The sequence below is a fragment of the Rhodothermaceae bacterium genome, from assembly GCA_009838195.1.
Lineage (GTDB): Bacteria > Bacteroidota > Rhodothermia > Rhodothermales > Bin80 > Bin80.
The window spans coordinates 1-20,064 of record VXSC01000036.1 but is presented as its reverse complement, the minus strand read 5'-3'; the positions used below and the strand labels follow the sequence as shown (position 1 = coordinate 20,064).

The window sequence follows — 20,064 nt, the reverse complement described above, 5'->3', positions numbered from 1 at the left end:
CGGCAAGGATTTTGCGATTGAGATTATCTATGAGTAAACGCAGGCCTACATATCATGGGGTTTCATCCTCAACACTGACGGATCGTGAGCGTGCGATTCTGCGCCTGGTTGTGCGTAATTTTATCGATACTGCAGGGCCGGTGGGATCCCGAAAACTGGCCAAGCAGTCTTCTCTTGGTCTGAGTGCGGCCACCGTTCGCAATACGTTATCCGATCTGGAAGAACAGGGGTATCTCAGACACCCACACAGATCTGCCGGGCGTATGCCGACGGAGTTGGGGTATCGCGCATTTGTGAATGAGTTAATGGAAACCCCGGAGCTATCCGTACAGGAGCAGAAGCTGCTCAACGAACGGCTCGACCGGCTCATGGGGGATGCAGATACGCTCTTCTGGGAGACTTCCCGTTTACTGGGGCGCATGTCGAACCTTCTGGGGGTGGTTCTCAGCCCAAAAATTTCAACCGGCGTGCTGGAGCGACTGGATGTCGTGCAACTTTCCGAGTCTAATATTATGATCGTGATCAGTGTGCGGAGCCTCTTGGTGAAAACGATTGTTTACGAGACGAATATGGAGATCCGGCGCCAAGATCTGGATCGAATTGTGTCGATTTTGAATGAACGACTGGCAGGCTTGCGACTTGAGGAAATTCGGCGGGACTATGTTGCGCGAACCAAAGATCTGGATCATGACCCGACCGGGATTGTACAGTTGATTCTCGGTGAGTCAGCAGTACTGTTCAGTGACCCAGTAAAAGGCCGACTGACCCATTCAGGAACGCGAGGACTGCTCGCACAGCCGGAATTTCAGAGTACGAATGAGGTACGGCAACTCATCGATCTTATTGAGGACGAGGGGTATGTCGTTCGACTCTTCGAGCAGGCACCCGGCAGTCAACTTGACACCAATCACTGGGTGTCTGTGGGGATTGGTAGTGAGATTCAGGATGAAACCGTAAGCCCCTACTCCATTGTGACCGCACGGTATAACGTGGGACAGAGCACGGGAACGGTTGGATTACTCGGCCCGATGCGTATGGATTATGGTCGCGCAATTTCTCTCGTAGAAACGATGGCCTCTCTGCTTGATCGGCCCGCCATTACAGGTTCAAGACAACAAGTACATACGAATGGCTGAAGAATTTTCAGAGGAAAAAGACGAATCCCTTGGGGAATCGATACCTTCTGAGGCAAGTGAAAACGAGCCTCAGAACGGGGAGGGATCCGTGAATGGTTCTGAGACAGAGGAGATACAGGATCCCTTGACGCAGTGCGTCGAAGAGTTGGCTGCGGAGAAAGATCAGCGACTCCGGGTTGCAGCCGAGTTTGCCAATTATCGTCGACGCATGGAGAATCAGCGCGCCGACTGGTCGCTCCGTGCCAAAGCCAATGTGATTCGAACGCTGCTGCCGATTCTTGATGATCTGGAGAGATCCCTGACTGCAGCTGCAGAAGCCGAATCAGAAGACAATGCCTTCTCGTCCCTACAGTCTGGAATTAATCTTGTATTCGAAAATTTTCTTAGTGAACTTGAGAAACTGGGACTCAAACGGATTCAGACTGTTGGGGTGGCGTTCGACGAGCATCTTCATGAGGCGGTGGGGCAGGCACCTGCCCCCGAAGGCGAAGAAGATGGACATATACTGTACGAAAGCCAAGCGGGGTATCGCCTGGGGGATCTGGTGCTCAGACATGCGAAGGTGATTGTGGGGATTGCACCAGCGGTTCCAGCTGAGGCTGATGCGCAATGAGTGATTACTACGACATTTTGGGTGTGAACCGCGATGCGTCCTCAGAAGAAATCAAAAAAGCCTATCGCAAGGAAGCATTAAAAAATCACCCAGATCGAAATCCAGGTGATAAGGCGGCGGAAGCCCGCTTTAAAGAGGCAGCGGTAGCGTACGAGGTGTTGAGTGATCAGAAGAAGCGTGAGGTTTATGATCGTTATGGCGAAGCTGGTTTACGCGGATCAGGTGGAGGTGGGCAGCCGGGGTTTGACAATGTAAATGACATTTTTAGTGCATTCAGCGATATCTTCGGAGGAGGATCAGGTGGGGGGGTGTTTGATGACTTCTTCGGAGGAAGGCGCCAGCGTACCCGGGAAAGGGGACAGCCAGGGGCTACTATTGCTCAGCAGTTGGCTCTGACACTAGAGGAGATTGCGGAAGGGACAGAAAAGCGTGTAAAAGTTCGCCGGTTGACCCCATGCCAGACTTGTGAGGGGAGTGGGGCAAAGGGGGGAGCGAGCCAATTAAAAGTATGCATTGTATGTAATGGATCTGGGGAAGAACGTCGGGCACGGCAAACACCACTAGGCCAGTTTGTGAGCGTGTCCGAGTGTGGAAGGTGTCGTGGCGAAGGGCAGGTTATTGAGGAAAAATGTTCAGAATGTCGAGGGGAGGGGCGGCTGGATGGGGAGTCGTCCATAAAAGTGAAAGTGCCAGCCGGCGTTGAGGATGGGATGGTCATCAACTTGCGTGGCCAGGGCCACTCTGGGGCTCGCGGAGGAAGATCGGGAGATCTGCGGATCGAGATCCGTGAAAAGGCACACGAGTATTTTGTCCGTAGAGGTAGTGATTTGATCTACAATATAGAGATTTCTTTTCCCGATGCAGCGCTGGGGACAGACATCGAAGTACCGACTCTCACGGGGCGGGCGAGTGTCAAGATTGCCCCGGGAACCCAGTCCGGAAAGGTTCTGCGTATGCAGGGGCGAGGATTGGGTCAACTCAGAGGTTCCAGAAAAGGCGATCAACTGGTCCGAATTCGTGTATGGACGCCGCAGAATCTCTCTGATTCGGATAAGAAGGCGTTGGAAAAACTTCGGGACTCTAATGCATTTCAACCGGACCAGACAGGGAAGAATAAATCATTCTTTTCGAAAGTAAAAGATGCCTTCGCGTAAGATGAATCTAGAGCGGAAGCGATGAAGCAGCATATCCACGGCCGATTCCACAATCCTTGGAGAGCCCTCTACAGTTGTAGTTTCTGATTGAGAAATGGCGGTATACCCTTTTCGGGAAATTGAAAGTCAGTGGCAGGCGTATTGGGAATCGAATAAGACATTTCGTACACCGATTACGGTAGATACGTCCAAACCCAAGTATTATGTACTGGATATGTTTCCCTATCCCAGCGGCGCAGGGTTACATGTGGGGCATCCCGAAGGGTACACAGCGACAGACATTGTGGCACGGTACAAGCGGATGCGCGGATTCAGCGTCTTGCACCCGATTGGATGGGATGCGTTTGGGCTCCCAGCCGAACAGTACGCACTTCGAACGGGGACACATCCGCGCATTACGACTGAGCGGAATATTGCCCGATTCAGGAAGCAGCTAAAATCTCTAGGGTTTTCCTATGACTGGGATCGAGAGGTTGATACGACAGATCCAAGTTATTTCAAATGGACACAGTGGATTTTTCTGAAGTTGTTTGAGAGGGGACTTGCGTACGAGGCAAAGGTGCCTGTGTGGTGGTGCGAAGAATTGGGGACAACACTCGCGAATGAAGAAGTTGTAGATGGGAGGAGTGATATCGGTGGGCACCCTTGCGAGAAACGGATGCTGCGCCAATGGGTCTTGCGTATCACTGAATATGCGGAAAGGCTGCTGGATGGACTTGAGCAGACAGATTGGCCCGTGAGTACCAAGGAAATGCAGCGTAACTGGATCGGGCGCAGTGAAGGGGCAGATATTGACTTCCCGGTTCAGGGAGTAGAAGGCGCTAGGATTCGAGTTTACACTACGCGTCCTGATACGATCTTTGGAGCGACCTACATGGTACTCGCTCCTGAGCATCCAATGGTAGATCAGATTTCTACGGAAACTCAGCTTGATCAAGTACAGAATTACAAGGAGTTGGCTTCCCATAAAAGCGATCTGGAACGGACGGAACTTCAAAAAGATAAGACGGGGGTATTCACAGGAGCATATGCCATAAATCCTGCAAACGAAGAAGCAATTCCCATATGGATCGCAGACTATGTACTGTATTCCTATGGGACAGGAGCGATCATGGCGGTTCCAGGTCAGGATGAGCGCGACTGGGCGTTTGCGGCAAAATATGACCTCCCCATTCGGCGTACAGTTCAGCCGCCCGCTGGATTTACAGGACTAGCCTACACGGGAGATGGTGTAGCCATCAATAGCGACTTTTTAAATGGTCTCCAAATTAAGGAAGCAAAAGCACGAATTATTGACTGGCTCGAAGAGCACAATGTGGGACGTCGCAAGGTAAATTATAAGTTGCGCGACTGGCTCTTTTCCAGACAGCGTTATTGGGGCGAACCAATCCCAATGATTTTCGAGAGTGAAAAAGTACAAGCGTTGCCAGAGGATGTGCTTCCCATCAATCTGCCAGAATTGGACGAATTTAAGCCGAGCGGAACCCCGGAAGGCCCTCTTGCTTTGGCCAAAGATTGGTTGATGACCACGAATCCCGATACGGGTAATTTAGCCAGACGCGAGACCAATACAATGCCTCAATGGGCAGGATCCTGCTGGTACTTTTTGCGCTACATTGACCCCCAAAACTCGAAACGACTAGTAGATCCAGAACTGGAAAGGTACTGGATGCCGGTGGATCTCTATATTGGCGGAGCCGAGCATGCGGTCCTTCATCTGCTCTATGCCCGATTTTGGCATATGGTGCTGTATGATGCCGGTGTAGTTTCAACGCCAGAGCCCTTTGCGAAACTTGTTCATCAGGGAATGATCCTGGGTGAACTTGAATACACGGCTTGGAGGGACACTACGACGGGAAAATGGGTCAGTGCCGAAAATGTAACCGATGGGAAGGAAATCTACACCGGGGCAACCGTGGAAGCGATTCAAATCGACGAGGATAAAGTCGCGAAAAGTATGGAACGCTTTGTGTTGAGTGAAGCACCGGATATTCAGTTGGATGTGCGCGCATTCAAGATGAGCAAGAGTCGTGGGAATGTGATCAATCCCGATGAGATCATTGAGCAGTATGGTGCAGATGCATTCCGGCTCTATGAGATGTTTATGGGCCCCCTGGAGCAGGTGAAGCCGTGGAGTACCCGTGGAGTTCACGGGACCTTTCGATTTCTTAGTCGTACGTGGCGGCTGATCACGGAAAATCCTCTGAGCGAGAAAGAACCCGATCAGGATCAACTACGCATCCTGCATCAGACGATCGATCGTGTGACAAGCGATATCGAGGAGTTACGCATGAATACCGCCATCGCTGCCTTGATGGAGTTTGTGAACGCAGCGTTCAAGTGGGAAGATGTCCCTCGCAAGGTTGCAGAGCCATTTGTCCTTTTACTTGCCCCGTTTGCACCTCACATTGCGGAGGAGTTATGGTCTCGCTTTGGGTATAAGGACACATTGGCCTATGTTCCCTGGCCGGAACTCAAGCAAGAATATCTGACTGAGGAGGTAGTTGATTTACCGGTACAGGTGAACGGGCGGGTTCGGGCGACCATCCGTATTGCACCAGAGGCAGATAAGCAAGAAGTCATCCGGGCGGCGATGCTGGAACCGAATGTTCGACGATTCTTGGGAGAAAATCCTCCCCGCCGGGAAATTTATGTACCTGGACGTATTCTTAATCTGGTCGCTGCAAAGTAATGTCGGAGCAACTAGATATAATGGCGATTGCTGCACACCCGGATGATGTCGAATTAGCGGTGGGGGGGACCTTGATTTTGTCGGTGATGCAGGGGCTTCGTGTTGGCGTCATAGATTTGACTCGCGGTGAATTGGGCACGAGAGGGACGCCGGAACTAAGAGCTAGAGAAGCCAGTGAAGCGGCATCAATCCTCGGACTCTCCGTACGTGAAAACGTTGGACTGCCCGATGGAAATATTACGTCCGATGGATTGAGTACTCTCATTCGTGTACTACGCAAATGGCACCCCCGTATCGTGATGACGCATCCCGCTGTATGCCGACATCCAGATCATGTGGCTGCACATCATCTTGTTCGTAATGCATGTTACTATGCTGGATTGGAGAAACTGGATCAAAGTGCGGATGTCCCGGCGTGGCGCCCTCAGCATTTATTGTACTTTGCAGAGGTACGGCATTTTGAACCGGATTTTGTTGTGGATGTGACCAGTACGTGGAAGAGGCGCACCGAAGCACTCCGTTGCTATGGCTCCCAGATCCACAGCCCAGCGTATAAGGAGCACAGCGATGAGTCGGAAACCTACATCTCCAATGCTCAATTTTTTGAGTGGATTGAGGCGCGTGCCCGCACGTACGGGCAGCTGGTTGGCTGCACGTATGGAGAGCCCTTTCAATATAGCGGGACGTTGGGGGTTTCGGATCTCAGTACATTTTTGCACTTGGAGGCAGCCTTTCAGTAGGTAACAGGGATATTTTGCAGTGCAATAGACGTGTAGGTAGTATATAATTCCCTATATTTTCGCGACCCACGCGTCGTGCATAGAGTCATGGCAGATACGACAGACTTTCGGAATGGCTTTACCATGCAGATTGCGGACGAGCTGTGGCAGATCGTCAAATTCCAGCACGTCAAGCCCGGAAAAGGGGGAGCCTTTGTTCGGACGACACTCAAGAATGTTCGAACCGGGCGTGTAGTAGACAAGACATTCCGGGCAGGTGAGAAGGTGAAGGGTGCGCGGATTGAGCGCCGAGAGCACCAATTTCTGTACGAAGACTCGCTCGGGATGCATTTTATGAATATGCAGGATTATGAGCAGTTTTCGTTACCTGCAGAAAATGTAGCAAAACGGGAATTTCTAAGGGAAGGGGGGGCGATTGATATTTTATTTCATGCAGAAAACGAGGAACCTCTCTTGGCTGAAATCCCCAAGAGTGTAGAATTGCGGGTGACTCAGTCAGATCCTGGTGTTCGGGGAGATACTGCTACTGGAGCTACAAAACCGGCAAAGTTGGAGAGTGGGGCCACGATCAATGTTCCACTCTTCATCTCGGAAGGGGACTTGATTCGGGTCAATACGGACACGGGAGATTACATTACAAGGGTTACAGGATAGCCGATTCATCAAGAAACAACCATTAAGTAAGTGCCTAAATTTTTTTCTAAAAACTGGTCCAAGAGGGATTTTGATCGTATTCGAGAGTTGATCTCAATGGCATCCGAAAGCGAAGCGGCGGAGGTCGAGATTGAGGCAGACGGTGTACGTGTTCTGGTTCGAAAGTATGCATCACCGGCGATACAGGCAGCCCCTCCGGCACAGGTTGTTATGGCGGAGTCTATGCCAGTTACCGATGTATCCCAGCAGGGCAACCAATCGCCTGTCGCATCTGAGTCATCGCCGGAACCTCCAGTCGCAAAGGGTTCGCCTGTACTGTCCCCCACGCCGGGGACTTTTTATGCCAAACCGGCACCGGATGCAGATCCGTTTGTTAAGGTTGGAGATCGCATTCAGAAGGGCCAGACCGTGTGCATTGTAGAGGCGATGAAGCTGATGAATGAAGTAGAAGCGGAAGTGGACGGGACGGTGCTGGAAATCCTTGTCAGCGATGGTGATGCGGTTGAGTACGATCAGCCGTTGCTAATCGTTGATCCCGCATAATTTGGATCTTCGTATGAAGAAAATTCTGATTGCGAACAGGGGAGAAATCGCTTTAAGGGTGATCCGTGCCTGTAAAGAGATGGGATTAGAATCCGTAGCAGTCTACTCCAAAGCAGACGAAGATGCATTGCATGTTCGTTATGCAGATGAAGCGGTGTGTATCGGACCGGCAGTATCCACGGAGAGCTATCTCAAACCGGATCGAATTATGGCAGCTGCAGAGGTTACAGGGGCAGATGCGATCCATCCGGGATATGGGTTTTTATCTGAAAACGCATTGTTCAGCGCGATCTGTGCGGATCATGATATAAAATTCATTGGCCCTTCCCCGGAGACGATTGCGATCATGGGGGATAAGAGTCGTGCCAGAGACCAGATGCGTGCTGCAGGGGTTCCGGTAGTCCCAGGCTCGGACGGGGTCGTATCGTCTCTGGAAGAAGGAAAACAGTTTGCAGATTCCATTGGATACCCGGTCATGATCAAGGCCAGCGCAGGGGGTGGCGGCCGCGGGATGCGTGCCGTGATGGATGGTGACGATTTTAAGCTTCATTTTCAGTCTGCACAGGCGGAAGCGGAAGGAGCATTCGGGAATTCTGATATCTACATCGAAAAGCTGATCCAGAATCCGCGGCACATCGAACTTCAGGTCATGGGGGATGGAAAGGGGAATGCACTGCACTATGGAGAAAGGGAATGCTCAATCCAGAGACGTCACCAAAAATTGCTGGAGGAAGCTCCCTCCATTGCCGTAGATGAGGATTTACGTGCCCGAATGGGAGCTGCAGCAATCGCGGGTGCAGAATCGGTGAATTACGAAGGCGCAGGTACGGTTGAATTTCTGCTCGATTCAAGCGGTGAGTTTTACTTCATGGAAATGAATACGCGGATTCAGGTCGAGCATCCGGTCACGGAAGAAGTCACGGGGTTTGATCTGATCCAACAACAGATCCGTGTAGCAATGGGAGAAAGTCTCTATAAATCTGATTTTTCAATCAAAGGGCACGCGATTGAGTGCCGAATTAATGCAGAGGATCCCGATAAAAATTTCTGCCCCTGCCCAGGCAGGATTGAACAGTTCCATGCTCCCGGAGGCCCGGGGGTCCGGATTGACACTCATGTGTATGCCGGATATGTTATTCCGTCCCATTACGATTCCATGATTGCCAAGCTCGTTACGTATGCGCCCACCAGAGAATGGGCGATCCGGCGGATGCAGCGTGCTTTGGACGAATTCATTCTGGAGGGAGTAGCTACGACGATCCCATTTCACAAAGAATTGTTACAGCATCCCGCATTCCTCTCTGGCGAAATTGATACACATTTCGTGGAGAATCAGATGCTACAACAGCCACACTGACATAATTCATTGATGAAACTTCCTGAAGAGTTGAAATATACCGCAGAACATGAGTGGGTCCGCGTACATTCAGACGGGGTGAGCGTAACGATTGGGATTACAGATTTTGCACAGGGAGAGCTTGGGGATATTGTATTTATAGAGTTGGAACCTGAAGGAGAGACGTTGGAGCAGGGGGATGTATTCGGCTCCGTAGAAGCGGTCAAGGCAGTATCGGATCTCTTCCTTCCTGTAAGCGGGACCATCAATCAGCATAACGCAGAACTTGAAACGAATCCAGAGCTTGTAAACAGTGATCCGTTCGGTGAGGGTTGGATCATTGAAGTCAGCCTATCTGATCCTACCCAGATCGAATCTCTATTGTCTGCCCAAGAGTATGCTGATCATGTGGCATAAGCTCTTCAGTTTGCATGAATGAGCGAATCATTGTTCTTGATTTTGGGGCACAATACACCCAACTGATTGCGCGGCGTATACGCGAGGCCGGGGTATTCTCGGAGATTCTTCCCTGCACGACTTCGATTCAGCAGTTAAAGCAGCTAGCTGGCGTGCAGGGGATTGTTCTTTCCGGGGGGCCGAGTTCGGTCTACCAAGAGGGAGCACCCCAATTGGACCCAGAGCTTCTTCAATTGCGTCGGGAGGATGGCTCACCAATGCCTTTGCTCGGGATTTGCTATGGGTTACAGGTTATGGTGCATTCGATCGGGGGGAGGGTGCAGGCGGCAAAGCATCGGGAATTTGGACGTGCTCGGATCAATGTCCTCCAGGATGATGATCTATTGGAAGGGGTTAAAGATGGCTCACAGGTTTGGATGAGCCATGGGGATCTACCCGTAGATGTTCCAAAGGGGTATGAGATCATTGCAGATACGAGAAGTGCGCCCATTGCAGCTCTGCGTCATGAGACGCTCCCCCATTACGGTGTGCAGTTTCATCCCGAGGTGGTACACACCGAGAGTGGTCGTCATATTTTCGAGAATTTTGTCCGCAACATTTGTGGCTGCCGTGGTGATTGGTCGCCGGCTTCTTTCCTGGAGCAGAAGGTTGCCGAGATCAGGGATGTCGTGGGGAAAGACAATGTGATTCTGGGGCTGTCGGGAGGGGTGGATTCTTCCGTTGCCGCCTGCCTGATTCACAAGGCGATCGGCGATCAACTTACCTGCATTTTTGTCAACAACGGGCTACTGCGACATGGTGAATGGGAGAGTGTACAGCGGACATTTCGAGATCATTTCCATATACGCTTGGAAGCAATTGATGCCAGTGAACGTTTTCTGAAGCAACTGCAGGGAATTACGGATCCCGAACGTAAGCGAGTCGTGATTGGGAACACGTTTGTACATGTCTTTGAAGAAGCTACGTCAGCGATCTCATTTGCACTGGGGGCAAAACCAAGATTCCTGGCACAAGGAACACTTTATCCAGATGTGATCGAAAGCGTGTCGTTCAAGGGACCGAGTGTGACCATCAAGACACATCATAATGTTGGTGGATTACCCGAAGATCATCCATTTGAGATCCTTGAGCCCTTTCGGGAGTTATTCAAAGACGAAGTTCGCGAGATCGGTACATTGCTTGGACTGCCAAAAGAGATGATTGGTCGACATCCATTCCCAGGCCCCGGGCTTGCTGTTCGAATTCTTGGTGAGGTATGTGATAAAACACTGGAGCTTGTTCGGGAGGCAGATCGAATATTTATTGAAGAACTGCATACCCAGGGGTACTATACTTCAGTATGGCAAGCCTTTGCAGTTTTGCTTCCCGTTCAAAGCGTGGGGGTCATGGGGGATGAGCGTACCTACGAGCAGGTCTGCGTACTTAGAGCCGTGACCAGTAAGGATGGGATGACAGCGGACTGGGCAAAGCTCCCCCTAGAGTTTCTGGGGCATGTGGCCAATCGGATTGTGAATGAAGTGAGAGGGATTAACCGTGTGGCATACGATATCAGTTCGAAGCCTCCAGCCACTATTGAATGGGAATAGGTCTCAAATGAAAGTTCTCCAGATAGGAATCTTGATTGCTCTGTTCGTAGCTGAATTGGTGCCAGTTGCGCAGGCTCAGCCAATCAGCGTGTCAGATACAGAGCAGGTATTTCAGTCTGCGTTGGATGCGTTTGAATCAGGAGACTACTCGGGTGCTTATGTCCAATTCAGGGATGTATATGAGCGGGAGCGTGTGCAAAAGAAAACAACCGCTGCGTACTTGATGGCAGGGAAGTCGCTTCACCGGCTGGGTGAATATCTTCGAGCGATTCAACTGATGGATGAGTTCCGGGATCGCTACCCCAACAGTCGCTATTTCGCGGAGGCTACACGTCTGATTGCGGTGGCTCGGCGGGATATACAATATGCGCAGTGGAATGATAATGCAATTCGACTTGGTTTAGCCTTGCCGCTTTCCTCCGGTGAACTGGCGATAACACGCTCAATATTTTCTGGAGTTCAGTTGGCTGTTGATGCTTACAACCGGAGGAATGAGCAGAAGGTGAAAATTATTTTTAGAGACACCGGAAACACTTCTGAAGGTGCACGTTTCGCAGCAAGTTCTCTGGTGGAGGAGGGAGTATCTGTCATCATTGGGCCACTTTTCAGTGAGCAGGTACACACTGCTGCTCGTGTGACAGAACAAAACGGAACGGTCCTGATTGCTCCATTGGCTACGGATAAAACACTTACAGAAGGTCGGCGCTATGTTTTTCAGGCGAATGCCACGTTGTCTGAACGAGGGCAGGCCATAGCGCGTCAGGCGATAGAATACCTGAGCTTGGAAGCCATTGGCATTGTGGAAGAGGTGGGAAATGATGTGAGCCGGGAAATGGCACAAGGATTCATAGAAGAGTTGGCGGCAAGCGGCTTAACTCCCAATTTCACATATAAGGTTGGATCGTCTTTTGATTGGTCCAGACTGTCACAATTGATCGGACGTGATTCGCTCTCGGCTGCGGAAGGGATCTTCTTCTCCGTTTATCACGATAATCAAAGAGAGGCGTCCCGTCTTGTCCAGAGCGGGGTAAGCAGCATTCAATCGACGGGGCTTACCCCTTACATACTAGGGCCATCCCCTTGGTTTTCCCTCAATATAGATAGGCTGGGAACGGCGATGAGGGTATTCTATGTCGGTGTTGATTATCAGAATACCAGGATGGAAGCACGCAGGTTTATCCGAGCATATCGGCAGTCCCATGAAGGTGTTGAGCCGGATCAGCTTGCTTGCATAGGATATGATATAACCGGGTTGCTACTGGAGAACCTGGGCCGGGGGGGAGACTTGGCAGATCATCTACTGAATGCACCACCCTATGAGGGGGTACGGATGCGCATTCAATTCGGGGAGAAGCGACATAACACGGCATTGTATTTGTTTGAGCATACTCCCATTGGGCCACAGCTTGTTCACTAGCAGGAACAGAACCGGGCTCATTCAGGTAACTACGCAATGATCCCAGGAGGGGATACGTTTCAAGATACCGGATTCGCCGACACTGAATTATCGCATTTCTCGATGAAAAAAGTTTTGATTATCTCCTTCCTGCTACTAGCGGGATGTTCAGGATCTGGTCGTCTTAGCTACGATTCGCCCAGTGATGCATACGAGAAGGGATTGGCTCACTATGAGGCTGGTCGTTACAGTCGGGCGGCGCAGTATTTTCAGGGCGTATTCGATTTTGGACGAACCCACGAGTGGGCGGCTAACGCACAACTCTACCTTGCACGTTCATACCGAAAGAACAGGGACTACATTCTAGCGGCAAGCGAATACACGCGATTTTCGGAGCTTTACAGAGCTGATCCACGGGCCGCGGATGCCGAGTTTGAGCGGGCGATGACATTTTTTGAGAGGTCTCCGCAAATTGAACTGGATCAGACGGACACACGGAGAGGTGTGGAAGCCTTCAACTTATACATCCAGCTTTATTCAGATCATGACTCCGTGGGGGTTGCCATTCAGCGTGTGGGGGAATTGCGGCAGAAATTGGCTGACAAGCAGTTCCATGCTGCAATGCTCTATGAGCGGCGAGGACTTTACCAGGCAGCAGCTTTGTCTTATGAGGTGGTCTTTGACAAATTTCCTGATACCCCACTGGCAGATGATGCCCTGTTGGGTGCAATGCGATGCTACATAGAATTCAGTGCACAGAGTATCGAAGCGCGCCAGCCTGAGCGGCTTCAGAAAGCAATCACGCATTACCAGAGGCTGCTGGACCTCTTTCCCGAGAGTGAGGTTATGGATGAAGCAAGGGAACTCGGTGACTTGGCAGAGGGGAGACTGGATGAGTTGATTGCGGATAGCGCAACCTTATAGTATGCATCCGATGAAGGTGGGGATCTTCGGGGGTAGTTTCAATCCACCGCATATCGCACATTCCATTGTTGCTGAGACGATTCGGTCACAGTTTAATTTGGATGTGGTTTTATGGGTACCCACTTATGCTCCACCTCATAAGTCGACGATTCAGCTCACGCCATACAAGTACAGGCTCGGTATGGTGCGTGCTGCTGTGGCAGAGCATTCATTTTTTCAGGTTTCCGACATAGAGAAAACACTTGATTCGCCGACCTATACCATACGGATGCTGGGTGCGCTCAGGAAGCGGTATCCTGATGCGGAGTTTAATTTGGTTCTCGGGGGCGACAGCCTAGCGTATTTTGACACTTGGACACAGCCGGAGGAGATTGCCAAAGAAGTGAAGCTATTGGTTTATCCTCGGATGAATTATCCTGTCACGTATACGGCTTTAGCTTTGCCTGACTATTTGTCGGGGCGGGTTGAGTTTGCAGATGCCCCGGTTATGTCCTTGAGTGCTGAATATATCCGCAAGAGGATTTTCGAAGAAAAATCGGTGCGCTATTTGATCTTGGAAAGTGTACGGGACTATATTAACGAACATCGTCTCTATAAGGATAAAACCAGGACCGAAAATCATTTCCGTTTGAGATAATGGGCTTTTTAGACTTTCTCACGGGCAACCAGCCACCGCTAATCAAAGATGCCTTGGATGATATCAAGGTTATGCTGGATACGGGGCGCAATTTATTCGCGGCATCGAGCGGGCGATTGCTGGAAAATGAAATTCTTGACGAAGATCTGTCGGCGCAGGAAGCTGTAATTTGTAAGCGTGAGCACTCGGTGCGTCGAGCAGTATTGGAGCATTTAAATATTGACCCGAAGCGGGAGTTGGTTCTGTGCATGAAACTTTTGACCGTTGCACAGGAAGCAGAGCGGATTGGACGTATGGGGCGCGTCATGGAATCGGCGGCTTTGCTGGCAACCCATCCTCGCATTGGCTCTACTGTAGATGAAATTCGTGAACTGCGGAATCAAACACTTGCACAATTTGATGCTGCTCGGGATTGTTTTTTGGAAGGGGATATAGAGAAAGCGAAGGCGGTTCAGGATGAGCAAAAGAAGATCGCAGAAGTATTGCGGGGTATTTTTGATCTGTTGGCCAGCTCGGAATTACCAGCAAACAGGGCCGTAGTATGCACGATTGGTGTTTGCTCGATTGGGCGAGTTGGAGAGCATCTAGCAAGTATTGCCCGCTGCGTAACGGAGCCGCTTAATCGTGTTCGGGAAAGAGATCAGGTGTAGAAATTTGATGAGACTTTGTCTTTCAGAAGTGGGAGGTATGGACTATTTCCCTATTTTCGAACCATCACAAACGATCAAACAGTCATGGCACTGACATACTCAAAAATGACAGAACTTGGGTCAAAGGCCCCAGGATTCGAATTGCCCGCCAGCAATCCCCAGATTGCCGGGAGTGATATCCTCAGTCTTGAGGACCTGGAAGATGATGCTCCGTTTGCGATTGTGTTCATGTGCAATCATTGTCCATTTGTCATCCATGTTGAGGATGCATTGATCCGCGCCGCTCAGGTCTGTAGGGATAAGGGCGTGAATCTGGTTGGAATCAGCAGCAACGATACCATCCAGTATCCGGAGGATTCATTCGAGGCAATGGGGCAGCGTGCAGCGGAGAAGGAGTATCCTTTTCCCTATCTGTATGATGAATTCCAGTCGGTGGCCAAGGCCTATGGCGCAGAATGTACTCCAGATTTTTTCTTGTACGATGCAAATCATTGTCTTGCTTACCGGGGACGGTTTGATGAAACTCGTCCGGGAATGGGGCAGTCGACTGGAGAAGAATTTCTGCAGGCTGTGGACGAACTCCTAAACTTGGGGGTCGTCACAATGCCACAGCGTCCCTCTATGGGCTGCAATATCAAGTGGAAATAATCCAGGACATGGATTGGATTGTGCTATTGCCTCCACTGGTGGCGATTGGTCTTGCGTTGTGGACCCGACAGGTCTTTCTGTCACTGGTTGCAGGCCTTTGGGTTGGAACAACCATATTGGCCGGGGGAAACCCAGTCGAAGGGTTAGCCCAGGTGGCCAATGTGATGGTTGCCGTATTTGCTGAGCCATCAAACACCAAAATCCTGCTCTTCAGCCTTTTGGTCGGAGGGTTGATCGCATTGGTACAGGTTTCGGGGGGAGTCGCAGCTTTTGTGCACGTTGTGCAGAAGGCAGGACTTGCCAAGACACGTAGAGGAGTGGAGTTACTTGCCTGGTTTACAGGTCTTCTTATCTTCGTGGAATCCAGTATTACGTCCTTGGTTGTAGGTACGCTTAGCCGACCGTTTTTCGATCGTCTGAAACTGCCACGGGAAAAACTGGCATACTACTGTGATGCGACCAGCGCTCCTGTTTGTATGGCGATTCCTCTCAACGGCTGGGGAGCATTTGTGTTAGGATTGTTGCTGGTTCAGGGATACGAGACGACTGCAGTGAATACATTGGTTGCTGCATTGCCCTACAATTTTTTTTCACTTCTGGCGATCTTTTTTGCACTGCTGCTTGCTTTGACCGGATGGGGATTCGGACCAATGCGCAGGGCGGAGCGTCGGGCGGCTACGACCGGGGAGTTGATTCGTCCTGGATCCAGTCCAATGATTGCAGATGAGGTGGCCGGTTTGGAGCCGATTCACCCAGACCGGGGTCGAGTTTATGACTTTTTGGCCCCGATCGCTGTAATGATAGGTATGATCTTCGTCAGCCTCTACGTAACGGGGGACGGTAATCTGATGGAGGGAAGTGGCTCAACTGCGGTATTGTGGGCTGTAGGGATTGCAGTGATAGTAGCGATGGTCATTTACATGATCCCACGCAAGGGAGAAATATTGTTAACTCCCGCAAAATCCACTGATTATGTCATTAAAGGAGCGTCAGGTTTGGTTGGTGTGGTTGCGCTTTTAGTTCTGGCCTTTGCGCTTGGCAAGGTGTCACGTGACTTGGAAATGGGACCCTATATTGTTTCGATTTTGGGAGAGGATATCTGGACCTGGTGGTTGCCGGCGTTGGTTTTTGCAATAGGATGTATTGTATCCTTCACTCTGGGGTCATCCTGGACCACGTTTGCAATCCTGATTCCCCTAGCATTGCCATTGGCTGAAGGGCTGGGGATCTCTGAACCACTTATGCTCGGAGCGATCCTTTCAGGGGGAGTCTATGGAGATCATGCATCACCGTTATCGGATACATCCATCATCTCCTCAATGGCATCTGCTTGCGATCATGTCGACCATGTGAATACGCAGCTGCCTTACTCCGCACTCATTGCGGGCGTGTCATTTTGTGCGTTTCTGGTTGCTGGAATCTTGGCCTGACTACTAGGTGTGTTTGATCACGCGTTCAAGGGGCTCATTATTGCGATAGGGACTGCGTTCGGGGAGGTGATAGGTATCTCCGGGGCTCAAAAAATAATAATGGCCTCCCCCTTCAATCATGTGCTGTCTATCATAAATCACGACATACGAGGATCCGATCACTTCAAACCAGTCCTGCTGCACGACAATGGCGGTGTTTTCGTCAATTCCAATACCGAGTATCTCAGGATGAGCATGGAGGATTTCAAGGAGGTCCCACTGGCGGTTACGTCGTGCAGGTGTTGATCGATGGCTGTGTTTTGCAGAACTCTGAAACCTTCTTCACGATCGCCCATCATAATGGTATTTGTTTGCTTCTATCAGCAATTCCCACTAACTCGTTTTTGGCTCATCCAAATTAAGATGTTCGGGGTAATCGCCTGTGAGTTGTTCGTATTTCTGCTGCTTGAATCATGATTCCATTACAAAAAACAGGTGAGAGAGCATGAATTTTGGCTGAAAACGGTCTCGAATTCTGCAAAAACAAAAGCAAAACATCCCATTTTACGGGGAGTTACGGCTTAGTGGGAGCAGCTGTGCTTCTATCCCCATTTTTATGGAAGTGACTCATTGTTAGGTGAACCGAGATAGGCAATTCCATCAGGGGTTGACATTGTACAGACGATTACTTACATTGACTGCGATGGTTCTTGTACTGTTTCATTGAAACTCGGATAGTATGACGCGAAAGTAGTTAGCTTTCTCTTCGGTGAACGGAATCGTTTCAGGGTCCGCATTCGACATGCCCTGAACTCCGTTGGCCTTGGGGTATTGTTTTTCCCTGCTTTGGTGCTCGGTCAGGTGCGTACACCGAACGTTGAAGTCCATTCTGGCGTATCTCCTTGGGAGTTGCTGGATCCCCATGTGCATGCTGTTGAAGAACGCGAGCAGGACGTTGTCGCGACTACGCTATTTTCTGCTGAACCGCGTACCGCTCCTTTCGAAGCGATTCGCGTGAGCGAAGGCGAATTTTCCCAACGCAGCCCCGCCTTTGTTTTTCCATTTTTTCCTCACGAGGGATCAGGCACGAGCGTCTACGTGTCAGCCGTAGATTCAATAGGTAACCGGTGGAGCGATTTTGAACAGTTACTGGGCAATGCCCAGAATTTCTCGATGGTTTCGGGAGGAGATTCAAAACCATTTACGATCCCCCTTGAGGATTCAAAAACCAAGACAACTGAATTCCAAGTCCCTGTGGATACACACTACAGGAACTTTGTAGTGGTGATGGATGAATTGCCCCCGGGAGTAGATCTCGGAGGTCTTACTCCAGTGGCGATCCAGGGTAGCGATGCGACGCCAGAGGTGTGTTTGAGACTTTCGTCTGGATATATCGGTATCGGAGATTCGGTTATCGTCAGGGCAGTGGTCACTCCGGTACAGGCACAGGATATCAAGGTTGAGCTTAAGTTCTCTGAGAAGGTTCGAAAATTAAGCGATATAAATCAGGATCTGATCACAGTCACGATCCCGGCGGGGAAAGAGATGTCCGACCCATTCAAGTTCAATATTATCGGGGGGTACAACAGTCATGTTTCAGGGTATGTATTAGGAGTTCCAGATGTGGCACACGCACATTCTGACTGTTTGTGTCCTATTTTGGTGTTAGATCCTGCCCCGTCGATCACGCTATCGGCCTCTCCGAATCCAGTGGTAGAAGGCCAATCGGTGACGATCACGGCTGCAATGTCGTACGGAATCCCTATTGATCAGACGGTACCGTTGCACTACCCCAATCCTCAGGACACGGCCGTTGATCCTGGCGACTATACTTCATTAGCTTCGATAACGATCAAAGCATATAATACGAAGGGTAGCGGGCAGATTCAGACCCATAAGGATAATGCTGGCGGCGGGTACAGAGAGTTTACGGTGGGGATTGATGAAGGGAACTTGCAAGGTCCGGTGTACCACCATGTGGGTGATCCCGAAAAGGTCAAGATTACGATCATCGACGATGATTTGCCGGCCCTTCACTTTGTTTCGGCCAAAAGTAGCGTCTATGAAGATGTTGGTACGCACTATGTGAGCGTGGACATTGATCCTAAACCCGTGGCTGATTTTACATTTAGTTACACGCTGGGCGGTACGGCGACCAATGGTAAAGATTACAAAACCGTTAATTCCGTGACGGTCTCGGTGCCCGCGAATGTGGGCTCGGTGAGCATCCCGATTAAGATTGTTGATGACGGGGAGCATGAGCATGATGAGACGGTCATCCTGACACTTGTCAGTGGTGGCACAAAATATAGGCTGGAGAGCCCGAGCGAACATGAGATAACGATCGTGGACAACGATGAGCCATTGGCCCGTTTTGTTTTCGAAAAGGGCAGGGTAAAAGAGGATGTTGGCACACACAACATAGATGTAACCATCGATCCTGTCCCCGTGTCCAGTTTCAAATTGTGCTTTGAGGTTAGCGGCACGGCGTCGTCGGGCCAAGACTACATCATTCCTTCTTCGTGGGAGATTCAGGTCCCTGCGCATGCATCTTCGGCGAAGATCCCCGTTGTGATTAAGGATGACCATTATGACGAGCATGAAGAGATGGTCATCCTCACGCTGATCCCTAGTGCGGGGCACAAGCTGGGGAGCCCGAGAAAACATGAGTTAACGATCGTAGATAATGATGTGCCAAGGATCGGTTTTTCCTTATATAGTAGCAATGTGACGGAAGATGTTGGCACGCACGATATGAGCGTAGTCATCGCTCCTGCACCCGTGTCCGATTTTACGTTTAGCTACACTCTAGGCGGCACGGCGACTGCAGATTCGGACTATACAATCACAAGTTCCGGGTCGGTTAAGGTCTCTGCGCTTGCGACCTTAGCGAATATCCCGGTCAAGATTATTGACGACCAATTGGGTGAGTTGGACGAGACGGTGATTTTGACATTCACCGCTGGCACGGGCAACGGGTTGCTAAAACCAAGCATACATAAGCTGACAATCATGGACGATGACCACCCGAGAATCCGTTTTGTTTCGGCGAAGGGCAGTGTGAATGAAAACGCGGGTACATACGACACAAAAGTAACCATTGATCCTGCCCCGGTGTCCGGTTTCACATTGAACTACAGCGTTTTAGACGGCACGGCGACCGGAGGTTCGGACTATACCATTAACAATTCCCGGACGGTTTCAGTGCCTGCGCTTGCGACCTCAGTGAACATCCCCGTCAAGATTATTGACGACGCCGAGATTGAGCCGGACGAGACGTTGCTTCTGCAACTGGAATTAGGTGTGGGATACAACATGAGAAATCCGACCGAACATGAGTTGACGATCGTGGACAATGAATATACTCCGTATGCCCGCTTTGCTTCGGCGGCATCGAGCGCGCTGGAAGATACGGGTACGTACGAGATCGAGGTTCTCATACATCCTTCGCCCGCGAGTGATTTCACGTTGAGTTATACGCTGGGCGGCACGGCAGACGAAGATTCGGACTATACCATCACCGGTTCTG

The 20,064-nt window shown here is 50.5% G+C and carries 17 protein-coding genes and 1 pseudogene; 17 read left to right on the top strand and 1 reads right to left on the bottom strand.

From position 1 onward, the window contains the following. The first annotated feature begins 29 nt into the window (after positions 1-29). The 16 genes from hrcA to F4Y64_07825 all read left to right on the top strand — a co-directional run bounded on the left by hrcA (position 30) and on the right by F4Y64_07825 (position 16,556). Positions 30-1,136, top strand: coding sequence for a heat-inducible transcription repressor HrcA (hrcA, locus tag F4Y64_07900; GenBank protein MXX97520.1), 1,107 nt, complete (start codon positions 30-32; stop codon positions 1,134-1,136). Beyond that, positions 1,129-1,749: a nucleotide exchange factor GrpE gene (locus tag F4Y64_07895; protein ID MXX97519.1), complete on the top strand. Its 621-nt coding sequence runs from the start codon at positions 1,129-1,131 to the stop codon at positions 1,747-1,749. The genes hrcA and F4Y64_07895 overlap by 8 nt, the downstream gene beginning before the upstream one ends. After that, positions 1,746-2,903 carry a molecular chaperone DnaJ gene (gene dnaJ / locus F4Y64_07890; protein MXX97518.1) on the top strand — a complete coding sequence of 386 codons (1,158 nt, stop codon included), beginning with the start codon at positions 1,746-1,748 and terminating at the stop codon, positions 2,901-2,903. The genes F4Y64_07895 and dnaJ overlap by 4 nt, the downstream gene beginning before the upstream one ends. A 94-nt stretch (positions 2,904-2,997) precedes the next feature. After that, entirely contained in the window at positions 2,998-5,595 is a 2,598-nt protein-coding gene (locus F4Y64_07885) for a leucine--tRNA ligase (protein MXX97517.1), read from the top strand. Continuing rightward, a complete protein-coding gene (bshB1, locus tag F4Y64_07880) occupies positions 5,595-6,335 on the top strand; it encodes a bacillithiol biosynthesis deacetylase BshB1 (protein MXX97516.1) in 741 nt (246 codons plus the stop codon). Before F4Y64_07885 ends, bshB1 begins: the two co-directional genes overlap by 1 nt. Before the next feature lie 87 nt (positions 6,336-6,422). Beyond that, on the top strand, positions 6,423-6,989 hold the full coding sequence (gene efp, locus F4Y64_07875) for an elongation factor P (GenBank protein ID MXX97515.1): 567 nt from the start codon (positions 6,423-6,425) through the stop codon (positions 6,987-6,989). A gap of 96 nt (positions 6,990-7,085) precedes the next feature. Beyond that, positions 7,086-7,532, top strand: a complete 447-nt coding sequence (accB, locus tag F4Y64_07870) for an acetyl-CoA carboxylase biotin carboxyl carrier protein (GenBank protein MXX97514.1) — start codon at positions 7,086-7,088, stop codon at positions 7,530-7,532. A gap of 13 nt (positions 7,533-7,545) precedes the next feature. Beyond that, entirely contained in the window at positions 7,546-8,889 is a 1,344-nt protein-coding gene (accC, locus tag F4Y64_07865; protein MXX97513.1) for an acetyl-CoA carboxylase biotin carboxylase subunit, read from the top strand. A 12-nt stretch (positions 8,890-8,901) separates the two neighbouring features. After that, positions 8,902-9,285 carry a glycine cleavage system protein GcvH gene (gene gcvH / locus F4Y64_07860; protein ID MXX97512.1) on the top strand — a complete coding sequence of 128 codons (384 nt, stop codon included), beginning with the start codon at positions 8,902-8,904 and terminating at the stop codon, positions 9,283-9,285. Positions 9,286-9,299: 14 nt separating this feature from the next. Next, complete coding sequence (gene guaA / locus F4Y64_07855) at positions 9,300-10,871, top strand: glutamine-hydrolyzing GMP synthase (GenBank protein MXX97511.1); 1,572 nt, start codon at positions 9,300-9,302, stop codon at positions 10,869-10,871. Positions 10,872-10,878: 7 nt separating this feature from the next. Next, complete coding sequence (locus F4Y64_07850; GenBank protein MXX97510.1) at positions 10,879-12,288, top strand: ABC transporter substrate-binding protein; 1,410 nt, start codon at positions 10,879-10,881, stop codon at positions 12,286-12,288. Positions 12,289-12,390: 102 nt separating this feature from the next. Next, entirely contained in the window at positions 12,391-13,191 is an 801-nt protein-coding gene (gene bamD, locus F4Y64_07845; GenBank protein ID MXX97509.1) for an outer membrane protein assembly factor BamD, read from the top strand. Position 13,192: 1 nt separating this feature from the next. Continuing rightward, positions 13,193-13,828, top strand: coding sequence for a nicotinate (nicotinamide) nucleotide adenylyltransferase (gene nadD / locus F4Y64_07840; protein ID MXX97508.1), 636 nt, complete (start codon positions 13,193-13,195; stop codon positions 13,826-13,828). Beyond that, the gene (locus tag F4Y64_07835) at positions 13,828-14,478 is read left to right on the top strand and encodes a hypothetical protein (protein MXX97507.1); all 651 of its coding nucleotides are present in this window, start codon (positions 13,828-13,830) and stop codon (positions 14,476-14,478) included. The genes nadD and F4Y64_07835 overlap by 1 nt, the downstream gene beginning before the upstream one ends. A gap of 84 nt (positions 14,479-14,562) precedes the next feature. Further along, positions 14,563-15,126, top strand: coding sequence for a thioredoxin family protein (locus F4Y64_07830; protein MXX97506.1), 564 nt, complete (start codon positions 14,563-14,565; stop codon positions 15,124-15,126). Positions 15,127-15,134: 8 nt separating this feature from the next. Then, positions 15,135-16,556, top strand: a complete 1,422-nt coding sequence (locus F4Y64_07825; GenBank protein MXX97505.1) for a sodium:proton antiporter — start codon at positions 15,135-15,137, stop codon at positions 16,554-16,556. Between the two features lie 129 nt (positions 16,557-16,685). On the opposite strand, the pseudogene F4Y64_07820 reads toward F4Y64_07825, so the two are convergent. After that, positions 16,686-16,909 (bottom strand): annotated as a pseudogene (locus tag F4Y64_07820) (peptidase S51). A gap of 487 nt (positions 16,910-17,396) precedes the next feature. Between F4Y64_07820 and F4Y64_07815 the strand changes: the two are divergent. Beyond that, positions 17,397-20,064: hypothetical protein (locus F4Y64_07815; GenBank protein ID MXX97504.1), on the top strand; the 2,668-nt coding region annotated here is incomplete at its 3' end.